General features: G+C 71.4%; 9 protein-coding genes and 2 pseudogenes. 6 read left to right on the top strand and 5 right to left on the bottom strand.

All coding sequences use genetic code 11. The features are described 5' to 3' along the window. Nucleotides 1–96: 96 nt before the first annotated feature. From WBG99_RS04370 to WBG99_RS04385, 4 genes and pseudogenes are all read right to left on the bottom strand, one after another. Entirely contained in the window at nucleotides 97–822 is a 726-nt protein-coding gene (locus WBG99_RS04370; RefSeq protein ID WP_338895066.1) for a class I SAM-dependent methyltransferase, read from the bottom strand. Between the two features lie 97 nt (nucleotides 823–919). Further along, the gene (locus WBG99_RS04375) at nucleotides 920–3,448 is read right to left on the bottom strand and encodes a SpoIIE family protein phosphatase (protein ID WP_338895067.1); all 2,529 of its coding nucleotides are present in this window, start codon (nucleotides 3,446–3,448) and stop codon (nucleotides 920–922) included. 300 nt (nucleotides 3,449–3,748) lie between these two features. Continuing rightward, nucleotides 3,749–4,021, bottom strand: a pseudogene (locus WBG99_RS04380) (carboxypeptidase-like regulatory domain-containing protein); the annotation flags it as partial. 542 nt (nucleotides 4,022–4,563) lie between these two features. Next, nucleotides 4,564–5,007, bottom strand: coding sequence for an SRPBCC family protein (locus tag WBG99_RS04385; RefSeq protein ID WP_338895068.1), 444 nt, complete (start codon nucleotides 5,005–5,007; stop codon nucleotides 4,564–4,566). Nucleotides 5,008–5,213: 206 nt separating this feature from the next. Between WBG99_RS04385 and WBG99_RS04390 the strand changes: the two genes are divergently transcribed. From WBG99_RS04390 to WBG99_RS04400, 3 genes and pseudogenes are all read left to right on the top strand, one after another. Beyond that, the gene (locus WBG99_RS04390) at nucleotides 5,214–6,257 is read left to right on the top strand and encodes an Rv2578c family radical SAM protein (RefSeq protein ID WP_338895069.1); all 1,044 of its coding nucleotides are present in this window, start codon (nucleotides 5,214–5,216) and stop codon (nucleotides 6,255–6,257) included. A gap of 147 nt (nucleotides 6,258–6,404) precedes the next feature. Next, entirely contained in the window at nucleotides 6,405–7,976 is a 1,572-nt protein-coding gene (locus WBG99_RS04395) for an alpha/beta hydrolase (protein ID WP_338895070.1), read from the top strand. 64 nt (nucleotides 7,977–8,040) lie between these two features. Beyond that, nucleotides 8,041–8,262 (top strand): annotated as a pseudogene (locus tag WBG99_RS04400) (GNAT family N-acetyltransferase); the annotation flags it as partial. On the opposite strand, the gene WBG99_RS04405 reads toward WBG99_RS04400, so the two are convergent. Beyond that, on the bottom strand, nucleotides 8,258–8,833 hold the full coding sequence (locus WBG99_RS04405; RefSeq protein ID WP_338895071.1) for an adenylosuccinate lyase: 576 nt from the start codon (nucleotides 8,831–8,833) through the stop codon (nucleotides 8,258–8,260). The pseudogene WBG99_RS04400 and the gene WBG99_RS04405 overlap by 5 nt on opposite strands. Nucleotides 8,834–9,204: 371 nt before the next feature. Between WBG99_RS04405 and WBG99_RS04410 the strand changes: the two genes are divergently transcribed. The 3 genes from WBG99_RS04410 to ccrA all read left to right on the top strand — a co-directional run bounded on the left by WBG99_RS04410 (nucleotide 9,205) and on the right by ccrA (nucleotide 13,793). After that, entirely contained in the window at nucleotides 9,205–11,019 is a 1,815-nt protein-coding gene (locus WBG99_RS04410; protein WP_338895072.1) for a 3-hydroxyacyl-CoA dehydrogenase family protein, read from the top strand. 166 nt (nucleotides 11,020–11,185) lie between these two features. Then, nucleotides 11,186–12,013: a TetR family transcriptional regulator gene (locus WBG99_RS04415; protein ID WP_338895073.1), complete on the top strand. Its 828-nt coding sequence runs from the start codon at nucleotides 11,186–11,188 to the stop codon at nucleotides 12,011–12,013. Nucleotides 12,014–12,455: 442 nt separating this feature from the next. After that, on the top strand, nucleotides 12,456–13,793 hold the full coding sequence (gene ccrA / locus WBG99_RS04420; protein ID WP_338895074.1) for a crotonyl-CoA carboxylase/reductase: 1,338 nt from the start codon (nucleotides 12,456–12,458) through the stop codon (nucleotides 13,791–13,793). Nucleotides 13,794–13,837: the final 44 nt, after the last annotated feature.

The following is a 13,837-nucleotide window of genomic DNA, read 5'->3' on the forward strand; positions in this document are numbered from 1 at the left end:
GGCTTCACGGGCACCGCGGCCCCTGACGGTGAGCTCTGAGGGACTCGCCTGTTCCGAGGTGGTCAGGGAGTCTCCTGCGCGGCGGCGGTCGTGCCCCTACGCCGTACGCCCCGCCACATACCAGTTCGACGGCAGCTCGATGCGGGTGCCGTCGGCCGTGTACTCGGTGGTCAGCAGCGGAAGTGCACCGTCGGCGACCAGCGTGAGGCCGGCGGCGCGCAGGTACTCCGGGATCGCGGTGTCGGTGACCTCGCCGGGGGCGATGCCGTGGCGGAAGACGGGAGCGAGCTTGGGCGGGGGGCCGGTGGGGCCCTGGGCGAGGCCCAGGAGGACGGGCTTGGCGGCCTCGGCGAGTTCGACGAGGCAGACCCGGCCGCGCTCGCCCAGCAGCGTGGCGATGCTGTCGACGAGGCGTTGACGGTCGTCCGGCACGCACTGGTGGAGGACGCCGCGCACATAGACGTTGGCGTCGCCGAGGTCTTTGTGAAGGGCGTCGGCGTCCGTCTTGTCGGCCGCGTCGAACCGGCGGTACGTGGCCCGGCCGCCGGGATCGGCGCGGCGGGCCAGGTCGAGGGCGGCGGTGGAGAGATCGGTGCCGACCACACGGGCGAAACGGGCGGCCAGGAACCGGGTCTGGGTGCCGTTGCCGCAGCCGAGGTCGACGTGGGGCAGGTCGGGGGCCGTCAAGTACGGCTCGAACAGGGCCAGATGGACTGCGGCGGTCCGTTCGGGCTCGGCGTCCCAGAAGACCGCCCCCGGCTCGTCGGGGGCCTCCCGCCAGAACCCCTCCCAGGCCTCCCTGTACCGACTGGTCACACTCATGCCAACTCCCCGGGATCGCGACGCCCACCCGCCCCTCCGGCGGCCCAGATCGGTCTACCGCGCCCGGAACGGGAGGACAAGCATCGTGCGCGCACCTTCACCTGGCGTCCGGATCGCGCGCGCCCCGAGGGGCAGCCGCCGCGCGCCGCCTCAGCGACGGGCGGGGCAGGGTCAGTTCGAACCACACCGTCTTGCCCGCGCCCGTCCGGCTGGTGCCCCACTCGCGCGCCAGGGTCGTGAGGACGCGCAGCCCCCGGCCGAACTCGTCCGTGGGCGCCGCGCCGCGCAGCGTCGGCAGGGTCGGGTCGTCGTCGTAGACCTCGCACTGCAGCGTGTCGCCCCGGACCAGGCGTAGTTCGACGCGGCGACCGCGGGCGTGTCGTACGGCGTTGGTGACGAGTTCGTCGACCAGGAGCACGGTGGTGTCGACGAGGGAGTCCAGGCCCCAGACGTGGAGTTGCTCGCGGACGGCGGCGCGGGCGCGGGCGGCCTCACTCGGATCGGGGGCGAGACGCCACTCGGCGACGTCCTCGGGTTCGATGCCGTTGAGCCGGGCCATCAGCAGGGCCACGTCGTCCTTGCGGCCACCGCGCCCCGTTTCCGAGAAGGTCGCGGCGAGGGCGCGGATGATGGTGTCGCAGGCGTCGTCCATGGAGGCGGCCGGGTGCGCGGCGGACTCGCAGAGCGTCGCGAGGCCCACGCCGATGTCCTCGCCGCGGACCTCCACCAGGCCGTCGGTGCACATCACGAGCCGGTCGCCGGGTTCCACGCGCACGCGTACCGCCTCGAACGGCACGCCGCCGACGCCGATGGGCGCCCCGGTGGGCAGATCGAGGAGTTCGCTGCGGCCGTCGACCACACGGACCAGTACGGGCGGGATGTGACCGGCGTTGGCGATGTGCAGCTCGCTCGCGATGGGGTCGTACACGGCGTAGAGGCAGGTCGCGAGATAGTGCTCGCCGAGGCGCTGGGCGAGGTCGTCGAGGGCACGCAGGAGTTGCGCGGGCGGCAGATCGAGGGCGCCCATGGTCTGGACGGCGGTGCGCAACTGTCCCATCATCGCGGCGGAGTTGAGGCCGTGCCCCATGACGTCGCCGACGACCAGGGCGGTGCGGGCGCCGGGCAGTTTCACCGAGTCGAACCAGTCGCCGCCGACGCGCCCGAGCGACGTGCCCGGGAGGTAGCGGGTGGCGATGTCGCAACCCGCCATATGGGCCGCGATGGTGGGCAGCATGCTGTCCTGGAGCGTCTCGGCGACGTTCTCCTGGTAGGTGTACATGCGCGCGTTGTCGAGGACGAGGCCCGCGCGGGCGGCGAGTTCGGCGCCGGTCACGCGGTCCATGTCGTTGAAGACCTCGCGCCCGGGATGGCGCAGCAGGATCATGAAACCGAGCACCACGTTGCGGGCCTTCAACGGCACGACCAGCATGGACCGGTTGGTGATCAGCGGCCGGATGTCGCGCTTCTCGAACTGCGCGGCGATCGCGTGCCCCATCTGCTCGCTGATGCGCGGTACGAGAACGGGCTCGCCGGTGGTCATGCACTGGAAGAACGGGGTGTGCGCCGGGAAGGGCATGGCCTCGCCGACCGGCACGACGTCGTCCCAGCGGCCCGGCTCGTCCGTGTGTTCCAGGGCCACCCGGTGCCACATGGTGGTCGTGTCGGGCACCCCTTCGGGGAAGCCCTCACCGGCGACGACCTGTTCGCGCAGATAGGTGCCGGCGACGTCGGTGAAGCGGGGCACGACCGCCCTGCTGACCTCGACGATGGTCCGGGACAGGTCGAGGGAGGTTCCGATGCGTCCGCTGACCTCGTTGAGGAACTCCAGGCGCTCGCGTACGGCCGCGTGTTCGAGGTCCTCGCCCTCGTCCCTCACGTCCTTGGGGACCGGCACCCCCTCGGCCACGGCGCGCGCGGCCCGTTCACGGCGCGCCTGCCGCTCCGCGCGCCGGGGCACGCCCCAGTCGGGAGTGACGGGCACCCGGTCGTTCTGGCTGAACTCCAGCACCGGATAGCCCAGTTCGAGGACCTGGGCGACGATGCGGGCGCTCTCGCCGACGCTCATGCTGGGCAGGATCTCGGGGAGTCTGCGGGCGAGTTCCTCGGCACCGGGGAAGTCGGTGTGCAGGGCGAACCCGGGCGCGATGCGTTCGACGGGCACGTCCTCGTCCGGCAGGCGCAGCGCCTCGGCGTCGGCGGCCAGCACGAGCAGGCGCTCCCGGCAGGGGACGACGAGGGGGTACGCCCACCACAGCGCGTCGACGCGGTCCCGGGCCGGCACGGTGAGCCGGGCGCGGCCGGCCGCCGGGTAGGACAACTGTCCGTCGAGGGAGGACTCCAGGTCGTGGCCGAGTGCGTCGTAAGCGCCGTACGCCCCGAGGGGCGGGGTGCCGTCGATCTCCGGGAGGGCGCCGGAGACGGGCAGCAGGTCCAGGGCGGGGCGGCCCACGGCGTCGTCCCTGGAGGTGCCGAAGAGCCGGCGCGCGCCGCTGCTCCAGTGCGACACGAGGCCCCCGCGGTCGACGACGACCACGGCCAGGGGTACACGTCCGGCCGCGGCGTGCTCCGCCGTGCCGTCACCGCCTTCGTGGCCGGCGGTCGCGCCCGTGTCGGTGCCACGGTCCATGGCCAAGGCCCTTTCTTCCCACGGCTCGCAAGATCTGCGCCACCTCCACCACCGTACGGCCGCGTAGCGTCGCGATGTGCGGCAATACGCTAATTCCCGCGAAGGAGCCTCCGACGCACGGCGGATTCCACGAAGAGCGCGCGGGCGACTCTCGCACGCCCCTCCGACGACCGCCGCCCCCGGTCATACCGCTCACCCCGTACGGCCGCCGGCCTCCTGCGTCCGCCGTCCGCGCCCCGTCGTCGAACACCGGGGCGCGCGCACCGGCCCGCTCGCCGACGCGCGCCCGGTCACCGGCGGTTAGTCCGCGTGCCCCAGGTGCAGGTCCCGTTGCGTCCTGCCGCCGCCGGCCAGCTGGAGCACCGTCGCGACGGAGGGATAGCCGGTGGCGATCACCGTGTACTCGCCGGAGGAGAGGTCGACGAACCGGCATGCCCCGTCGATGCCGGTGGTGATCGTGTCGACGACGTTCCCTGCGCCGTCGAGGAGGGTGACACGGGCGTCCTCCACCGGTCGTCCGCCCCCGACGCGGACCGTGGCGCGAAGAACGGCTCCCCCGGCGGGTTCGACGTCACCGGCGGCCGGCGGCCACCAGCCGCGGGCCGTGAGCGAGAACCGTAAGACGCCCTTGTGGCCGCGGAGTTCGCCGAGTCCGCCGTGGACGGGCAGTGTCACGGTGGCCGTGAGCAGATACGCCGTGATCGCCCAGGACACGCGGTCCACGCCGTGCAGCTCGCCGACGATCTCGGGCAGCGCGGTGGCGACGGTCATCTGCTCCAGCGCGGCGAGGAGCAGGACGAGCAGCAGGGCGGAGAAGACCAGCCGGACGCGGCGCGGGCCGAGTCGGGAAGGTCCGGCCGCCGGTGGCGGTGGTGTCGTGGGCGTGGTGGTCGATTCGTCCTGCACCAGTGTGATCGCGCCCATGCACACCGCTCCCCTCGTCGCACTTACCGCACAATTCCCGCGTCAAGCGGCAACTGTCGGTAAGTACGGCGAGTCACGGCATTCCAGGGAGCGTCATGTCGATCCACTCGAACCGGTGAGGGCGGCAACAAGGCCCGGCCGGCCGCCCGCTGGACCGGGCACCGTGGCCGCAGCGCGTCCGGGCCCCGGCGTTACTTCTCGACCTCGGTGGCGAGGTTGGCGAGCAGGGCGTCGTAGATCCGGCCGAGGCCCTTGGGGGCGAAGGTCTTCTCGAAGAAGCCGCCGATGCCGCCGGCGCCCTGCCAGGTGGTGGTGACGACGACGCGGGACCTGCCCTCGCCGGCCGGGGTGACCCGCCAGACGGTGACCATGGAGGAGTTGCGGTCCTTCTCGACGAGCTCGCCGTCGGAGGGCTCGGTGACCTCCAGGAGGCAGTCGCGGACGCGCTTGCTGGTGGCCTGGAGCTTCCAGTGCACGAGGGTGCCCTCACCGTCGCCGCCCTCGCGCACCTCGTACTCGCTGAAGTGCTGTGGCATCAGCTTCTCGCGCGCGCCGCTGTAGTCGGCCAGGGTGTCGAACACCGTCTCCGCGTCCGCAGCGACGATTCGCTCCGTCGTGGCTTCGACCTGCGCCATTGCACTTCCTCCAGCACTTGGTAACTCGGGATGTGCGGAAAGCCAACCACCACCCGGCCGGAGGGCCCAAATCGGGGTGACCCAAGGGCCGGGAGGAGTCCGCCCGGGCGGTGTCGGCGAGACCTCCACGCGACGCCCGGCGACCGGTTCGCACGATCAAGGGAACATGTGTTCTATTCTGAGCCGGAGCAACCGAGGAGGCGTCCATGCGCTGGGACCATCTGGCCGAGAACCCCGCCACGGCCCGGGACGCCGCGCTGTTCGGCGTGGACAGGGTGACGAGCCGCACCTTCGACACCCCCGAGTTCCGCGGCATGACCTTCCACGAGATCCGGGCGAGAACGATCGTGAACCGGGTGCCGGGAGCCTCCCGGATGCCGTTCGAATGGACGGTGAACCCCTATCGGGGCTGCACGCACGCGTGCGTGTACTGCTTCGCCCGCAAGACCCACGGCTATCTGGGGCTCGACACCGGTCGCGACTTCGACTCGCAGATCGTGGTGAAGATCAACGCGCCCGAGCTGCTGCGCCGGCAACTGGCCTCGCCGCGCTGGCACGGCGAGCACATCGCGATGGGCACCAACGTGGACTGCTACCAGCGTGCGGAGGGCCGCTACCGCCTGATGCCGGGCATCATCACGGCCCTGCGCGACCACGCGAACCCCTTCTCGATCCTGACCAAGGGCACGCTGATCCTGCGCGACCTGGACCTGATCCGGCAGGCGGCGGAGGTCACCGAGGTCGGCGTCTCGGTCTCCGTCGGCTTCACCGACCACGAGCTGTGGCGCACGGTCGAGCCGGGCACACCCGCCCCGGAACGGCGGCTGGACATCGTGCGCGCCTGCGCCGACGCCGGCATCGGCTGCGGAGTGCTGATGGCCCCCGTCCTCCCCTTCCTCAGCGACCACCCGGACCGGCTGCGCGCCACCGTCCGGGCCGTCGCGGCCTCCGGCGCCACCTCCGTGACCCCGCTGGTGCTGCATCTGCGGCCCGGCGCGCGCGAGTGGTACATGGCCTGGCTGGAGCGCCACCACCCCTCTCTCGTACGGCGTTACGAGCGGCTGTACGCCGAGGGCGCGTACGCCCCGAAGTGGTATCAGCGGCAGATCACCCGTCAGGTGCACGAACTGGCCCAGGAGTACGGCATGGGCCCGAGGCGCGCGGGGCTGCCCAGTCGGACACCGGCGCGTGAGCCGGCCGCGCCGGAGACGGTCCCGGCCTCGGAACCCACCCAGCTGACCCTTCTCTGACACCACCCGGGACATCCGGGTGCTTGTCACACCCTCGATCGGGTCAAGTATTCGCGGAACGCGTTCATCCGAGGGCGCGGTCCGGGACGATGCGACGAAGGCCGTGGCGTGCACGGCTCGAAATCCTCCGTCCCGGGAGGCCTGACGATGAAGAAGCGCGCAGTCGCTCTGTGCGGTGCCGCCGCGGTGATGGCCTCAGTGGTCACCTCGGTTCCGGCCGACGCGAGCGGCGGTTTCGCCACCGCGGCGGTGGCGACGCCCGCCTGGAAGAAGTGCGCCACCACCGCATACCCGACGCTCCAGTGCGCGTCCCTGAAGGTGCCGCTGGACCACGGCAGGCCGAACGGCCGCAAGATCACGCTCGCCCTCTCCCGCGTCCCGCACACCGCGAAGACGTACCAGGGGCCGCTGCTGGTCAACCCGGGCGGCCCCGGCGGCAGCGGGCTCACCCTGGCCGGGTTCGTCGCGTCCTCGCTGCCGAAGAAGGTGGCGGCGCAGTACGACGTCATCGGTTTCGACCCACGCGGCGTCGGCGCCGGCGAGCCGGCACTGAACTGCGAGCCGGGCCGTTTCTCCCCGGTGCGCCCCGACTCCCTGCCGACCACCCCGAAGATCGAGCAGGCCAACCTGAACCGCGCCAGGTCCTTCGCCGAGTCCTGCGCCACGAAGTACGCGGACGTGCTGCCGTACATCGACACGATCAGCGCGGCCAAGGACATGGACGCCATCCGCGAGGCCCTCGGCGCCAAGAAGGTCAACTACTTCGGGTACTCGTACGGCACCTACCTGGGCGCCGTGTACGCCAAGCTCTTCCCCGGCCGTGTACGGCGCGCGGTGCTGGACTCCGCCGTCGACCCCACGGGGGTGTGGTACGAGGACAACCTCCGGCAGAACCACGCCTTCGACGACCGGCACCGGGCGCTGATGGCCTGGATCGCCGAGAACGACAGGACCTACGGGCTGGGCACCGATCCGGAGAAGATCGAGGCCACGTGGTACAGGATGCGGTCGGCGTTGTCGAAGAAGCCCGCGGACGGCAAGGTGGGCGCCTCCGAACTGGAGGACACCTTCATCCCCGGCGGCTACTACAACGGCTACTGGCCCCACCTCGCCGAAGCGTTCGCGGCCTTCGTGAACGAGAAGGACGACGACCCGCTGGTCGAGGCGTACGAGAACTTCGGCGCCGTCGACGCGGCCGGCGACAACGGCTACAGCGTCTACGCCTCGGTGCAGTGCCGTGACGCGCACTGGCCGCGCGACTGGGACGAGTGGCGCGACGACAACTGGGCGGTGCACGAGAAGGCGCCGTTCATGACCTGGAACAACGCCTGGTACAACGCGCCGTGCGCGTTCTGGCCCACGAAGCCACTGCACCCCGTGGACGTCTCCAACGCCGCGCTGCCGCCGGTGCTGATCTTCCAGGCCACGGACGACGCGGCCACCCCGTACGAGGGCGGCGTCGTCACCCACCGTCTGCTGCGCGGCTCCAGCCTGGTCGTCGAGGAGGGCGGCGGGAACCACGGCATCACGCTGAGCGGCAACGCCTGCCTGGACAACCACCTGGCGGTGTATCTCACCGACGGCACGGTGCCCCGCGGCCACGGCGAGGCCGACGCCGTCTGCGAGAAGCTCCCCGACCCAAAGCCCCTGGACACCGGGGCCGCGTCCGCCTCCGCACGAGGCTCGACGCTCCACGGCCTGCTGGGCTTCCGCGGCTGAGCAGGGCCTGACGGCGGGGGCGAGGCGCGCAATTCGCGGCCCCGCCCCCGCCGTCCCCTTTAGCCCGGGACGCCTCGGCACCGGCGTGGGCACCGCCCTGCTGCGCGCGGCGACCGACCACCACGCGACGGCCGGACACGACCGCGTGCTCCTGTGGGTCCTCAGGGACAACACCCGGGCCCGCCGCTTCTACGAACACCACGGCTTCACTCCCGACGGCGCCGAGGAACCGTTCGAGGTGGCGGGGGTGGAGGTGCCCGAGGTGCGGTACGTGCGGCAGGTCAGCGCTGCCGGGGGATGCGCGCCAACGCGCGCACAGCGGCCTTGGCCAGCGTCGGATGCGCGAGGGCCTCGTTCAGTACGGTCCTGGCTCTGGCGTCCCCCAGAGCCCCCAGCCCCTCCACACACGCCAGCGCCACCCGGCGGTAGGGGTCGTGCGGACTGAGGCGGCGCTGAAGAGTGGTGATCAGCGCGGGTACGGCCTCGGGGGCGCGCAGTGCGACGAGCAGGCGGACGGGGTGCAGGGCATAGGCGACGCGGAGCTCGTTCGTGGCGAGGGCGGCCGCCGCGCGGGCGGTGCGCGGGTCGCCGAGCCGGGCGAGGGCGTACGCGGCGGAGGCGCAGCGCGGCGGATCGCGGTGGTTGAGGAGCAGGACCAGGGACTCGAAGGCCCGCCGGTCTCCCGCGAGGCCCAGCCGGAACGCGGCCAGCTCCCGTGCCCAGAGCGGCTGTCCGGGCTCCGTCAGCACGGCCGCCAGTGCGTCGGGGGACTCGGTCGCGACGAGCCGCTCGCATCCCGCCGCACCTCCGGCCTCTCTCCGCACACGCTCCGTGAGTGATCGCAACTCCTCGTCCATGCCACCGAGCGTACGGGCGGGCACGCGCTTCGGGGACGTACATCACAAACCCGAGGGCTGGCGTGCTCGTTACCCACGGGTTAAGCTCAGACGAGCGAGATACCCACTCGTGTTCGCCCGCGACGGTTTGGTGACGCAGCCGTTGCGAGCACAGTCGGTTCGGTACCTGGAGTACCCAGTACGGCTCGGCCTCGGGACAGGGCCGGTCGGTTCAGCCGCTCCCCGGGCGTGTTCACGCCCTCGGCGACGGCACCGGGCGTGTGCGTTCAGCAGCCCGGCACCACCAACACCCGCATGACACGCGCCGGTTGCGCTCTCCTCGCGTACCCGCGGCGTTTCCCTCAGTCGTCACCTCATCCTGGAGTCCCGCGATGGCCACTCCCCTTTCCGACGCGTCGCTGTCCCCGCAGTCCCCGTTCAGGACGATCGCCGTGGTCGGCCTCGGCACCATGGGCACCGGTATCGCCGAAGTCCTGGCCCGGGCCGGCCTGGAGGTCGTCGGCATCGACATCAGCGAGGCCGCCGGCGCCCGTGCCGTGGCCGCGCTGGAGACCGCGACCGAGCGTGCCGTGGCACGCGGGCGGATCACCGAGCGGGAGCGCGGCGACGCCCTCGCCCGCTTCCGCGCCTTCACCGATCTGCGGGCCGCGGCCGACGCGGACCTGGTGATCGAGGTGGTCCCGGAGTCGTACGAGATCAAGCAGCAGGTCTTCCGTGAGCTGGACGCGGTCGTGCGTCCGGAGACCGTCCTCGCCACCGGCACCAACGCCCTGTCGGTCACGCGGCTGGCCGCCGAGTCGGCGCGTCCGGAGCGGGTGCTGGGGCTGCACTTCTTCAATCCGGCGCCCGCGATGAAGCTGGTCGAGGTCGTCTCCTCGGTGCTGACCGCGCCCCAGGCCGTCGCCTCGGTCACGGCTCTCGCCCTCGACCTGGGCAAGGAGCCCGTCGCGGTCGGCGACCGGCCCGGTTTCGTCGCCGACGGACTGCTGTTCGGCTACCTCAACCAGGCCGCCGCGATGTACGAGGCCAAGTACGCCTCCCGCGAGGACATCGACGCGGCGATGCGGCTCGGCTGCGGGCTGCCGATGGGCCCGCTGGCACTGCTGGACCTGATCGGCATCGACACCGCGCGCACGGTCCTGGAGGCCATGTACACGGCCTCGCACGACCGGCTGCACGCACCGGCGCCGATCCTCAAGCAGCTCAGCGAGGCGGGCCTGACCGGCCGCAAGTCGGGGCGCGGCTTCTACTCCTACGAGGCGCCCGGCTCCGCCACCGTCGTGCGGGACGCGCTGACGCCGCTGGAGGGGGTCGCCACGACCTCCGGCCGCACCGTCCGCTCGGTGGGTGTCGCGGGCTCCGGGACCATGGCGTCCGGGATCGCCGAGGTGTTCGCCAAGGCCGGGTACGAGGTCGTGCTGGCCGCCCGCAGCGAGGAGAAGGCGCAGGCCGCGAAGGCCCGGATCGGCAAGTCCCTGTCCCGTTCGGTCGACAAGGGGCGGATGACGGCCGAGGCCGCCGCCGAGACCCTCGGCCTGATCACCCCCGCGGGCTCGTACGACGCCTTCGCGGACGTCGATCTGGCGCTGGAGGCCGTGGCCGAGGACCTGGAGGTCAAGCGGCAGCTGTTCGCGACCTTCGACAAGGTGTGCAAGCCGGGCGCGATCCTCGCCACCACGACGTCCTCGCTGCCCGTCGTGGCCTGCGCCCGCGCCACCTCGCGCCCGCAGGACGTGATCGGGATGCACTTCTTCAACCCGGCGCCGGCGATGAAGCTGGTCGAGGTGGTCCGCACGGTCCTGACCGACGACGACGTCCACGCGACGGTCCGTGAGCTGTGTGCGAAGGTCCGCAAGCACCCGGTGGACTGCGGCGACCGGGCCGGTTTCATCGTGAACGCGCTGTTGTTCCCGTACCTGAACAACGCGATCAAGATGGTCCAGGAGCACTACGCGACGCTGGACGACATCGACGCGGCCATGAAGCTGGGCGGCGGCTACCCGATGGGTCCGTTCGAACTGCTGGACGTGGTCGGACTGGATGTCTCACTGGCCATCGAGAAGGTTCTGCACCGCGAGTTCCGCGACCCGGGGCTGGCCCCGGCGCCGCTGCTGGAGCACCTGGTGGCCGCGGGCTGCCTCGGCCGCAAGACGGGCCGAGGCTTCCGCGAATATGCCAAGCGCTGAGCGTCCGGGCGACCGGTTCACGGCGAGCAGGGACTGGGGAGGGCTGCTCGACCCGGGCAGCCGTCCCCCGCCCGCCCGCTCCGCCGCTCCCCCGCCCGGCCACCTGACCTCTCCCCCGCCCGAGCGGGGCGGGGGGACGGCGGGACGTGCGGACTCTCCTGCACGGATGCAGTACGTTCGGGGCATGCCCCAGCCCGCCAAGTCCTCACACACACCAGCTACGCCCGACGCCCCGGAGAGCGCCGCGGGCAGCCGTGCCGCCGCCCAACGGCTCAAGATGCGCCGGGAACTGGCGGCCGCGGCCATGGAGCTGTTCTCGACCAAGGGGTACGAGGCGACCACCGTCGACGAGATCGCGGCGGCGGCCGGGGTCGCGCGCCGCACCTTCTTCCGGCACTTCCGTTCCAAGGAAGAGGCGATCTTCCCGGACCACGACGACACCCTGATCCGCGCCGAGGCGGTGCTGAACGCGGCGCCCCAGCACGAGCATCCGCTCGACACGGTGTGCCGCGGCATCAAGGAGGTCATGAAGATGTACGCGGCCCGGCCGGAGATCTCGGTCGCCCGCTACCAGCTGACCCGCGAGGTGCCCACCCTGCGGGAGGCGGAGATCGCCTCCGTGGCCCGCTACGAGCGTCTCTTCACCCGCTATCTGCTGGGGCACTTCGACGAGCACGCCCACGTCGACGACGGCAACGACGACCCACTGCTCGCCGAGGTGGCCGCGTCGGCGGTCGTCACCGCGCACAACCACGTGCTGCGGCGGTGGCTCAGATCCGGCGGCCAGGGCGACGTCGAGACCCAGCTCGACCACGCCTTCGCCATCGTCCGCAGGACGTTCGGCACGGGCATCGGCGCGGGCCGCACCACGACTCCCGAGCCGAGCGCCGCGACGGCCTCCGCCCACGGCGAGGTCCTGGTGACCGTCGCCCGCACGGACGCGCCCCTCGACGCGGTCATGCGGACCATCGAAGAGGCGCTCCGGGATCGCTGACACAGCGCTGCCAGCCCGTCTCGAAACCACGATGTACTCATTGGTAACTGTGAGAACGGCCACCCCAACGGGTGGCCGTTTCGGCATGTCAGACCCCTTTTCCCGGGCAGCCTGATCGATCATCGCTCATATGTTGCGTAAAGATTTCACCTGAGCGAACTTTCTGGCACTCCGTGCCTTGCGGGGTGACACGGCGTGCCATACGTTGGAGGAGTCCGGGTGGCCGGCGTCCAGAGATCTCTCGTCCGCCGGCTGTCCCCGCAGACCACGTGTCCGCGCGCCCGGACGCCTGCGTCACAGGCACCCTTCAGCGCCACAAAGCGCCGCCGAAAGCACCACCTCCGCCGAACCGACGGCATCACGCTCCCTCATCGCTCAGCACCACCCGACGTAACCCTCAACCGCGTCTCCCCTCAGGACGCTCGTCGCCGGAGGCACCACCGTGAAGGAAATCCTGGACGCGATCCAGTCGCCCGACTCCACGTCCGCCGACTTCGCCGCTCTGCCGCTCCCCGACTCCTACCGCGCGATCACCGTGCACAAGGACGAGACGGAGATGTTCGCGGGCCTCACCACCCGTGACAAGGACCCCCGCAAGTCGATCCACCTGGACGAGGTGCCGCTCCCGGAGCTCGGCCCGGGTGAGGCACTGGTGGCCGTCATGGCCTCCTCGGTCAACTACAACTCGGTGTGGACCTCGATCTTCGAGCCGCTGTCCACCTTCGGGTTCCTGGAGCGCTACGGAAAGCTCAGCGAGCTGACCAAGCGCCACGACCTGCCGTACCACATCATCGGCTCCGACCTCGCGGGCGTCGTCCTGCGCACCGGCCCCGGCGTCAACGCCTGGCGGCCCGGTGACGAGGTCGTCGCGCACTGCCTGAGCGTGGAGCTGGAGTCGTCCGACGGCCACAACGACACGATGCTCGACCCCGAGCAGCGGATCTGGGGCTTCGAGACCAACTTCGGCGGCCTCGCCGAGATCGCCCTCGTCAAGTCCAACCAGCTGATGCCGAAGCCGGACCACCTCAGCTGGGAGGAGGCCGCCGCTCCGGGACTGGTGAACTCCACCGCGTACCGGCAGCTGGTCTCCCGCAACGGCGCCGGCATGAAGCAGGGCGACAACGTGCTGATCTGGGGCGCGAGCGGCGGGCTCGGCTCGTACGCCACCCAGTTCGCCCTCGCCGGTGGCGCGAACCCCATCTGTGTCGTCTCCAGCGACCAGAAGGCCGACATCTGCCGGGCCATGGGCGCGGAGGCGATCATCGACCGCACCGCCGAGGACTACAAGTTCTGGAAGGACGAGCACACCCAGGACCCGAAGGAGTGGAAGCGCTTCGGCAAGCGGATCCGTGAGCTCACGGGCGGCGAGGACGTCGACATCGTCTTCGAGCACCCCGGCCGCGAGACCTTCGGCGCGTCGGTCTACGTCACCCGCAAGGGCGGCACGATCGTCACCTGCGCCTCGACGTCCGGCTACAACCACGAGTACGACAACCGCTACCTGTGGATGTCGCTGAAGCGGATCATCGGCTCCCACTTCGCCAACTACCGCGAGGCCTGGGAGGCCAACCGCCTCATCGCCAAGGGCAAGATCCACCCCACGCTCTCCAGGGTCTACTCCCTGGAGGAGACCGGGCAGGCCGCGTACGACGTGCACCGCAACCTCCACCAGGGCAAGGTCGGTGTGCTCTGCCTCGCCCCCGAGGAGGGGCTCGGCGTGCGCGACCACGACAAGCGCGCCCGGCACATCGACGCCATCAACCGCTTCCGGAACATCTGAGGTCCGAGATGAGTGAGCGTCAGCCCGCCGAGGGCAAGCGGGAG

The sequence above is a fragment of the Streptomyces sp. TG1A-60 genome (genome assembly GCF_037201975.1).
In the GTDB taxonomy this organism is placed as follows: Bacteria; Actinomycetota; Actinomycetes; order Streptomycetales; family Streptomycetaceae; genus Streptomyces.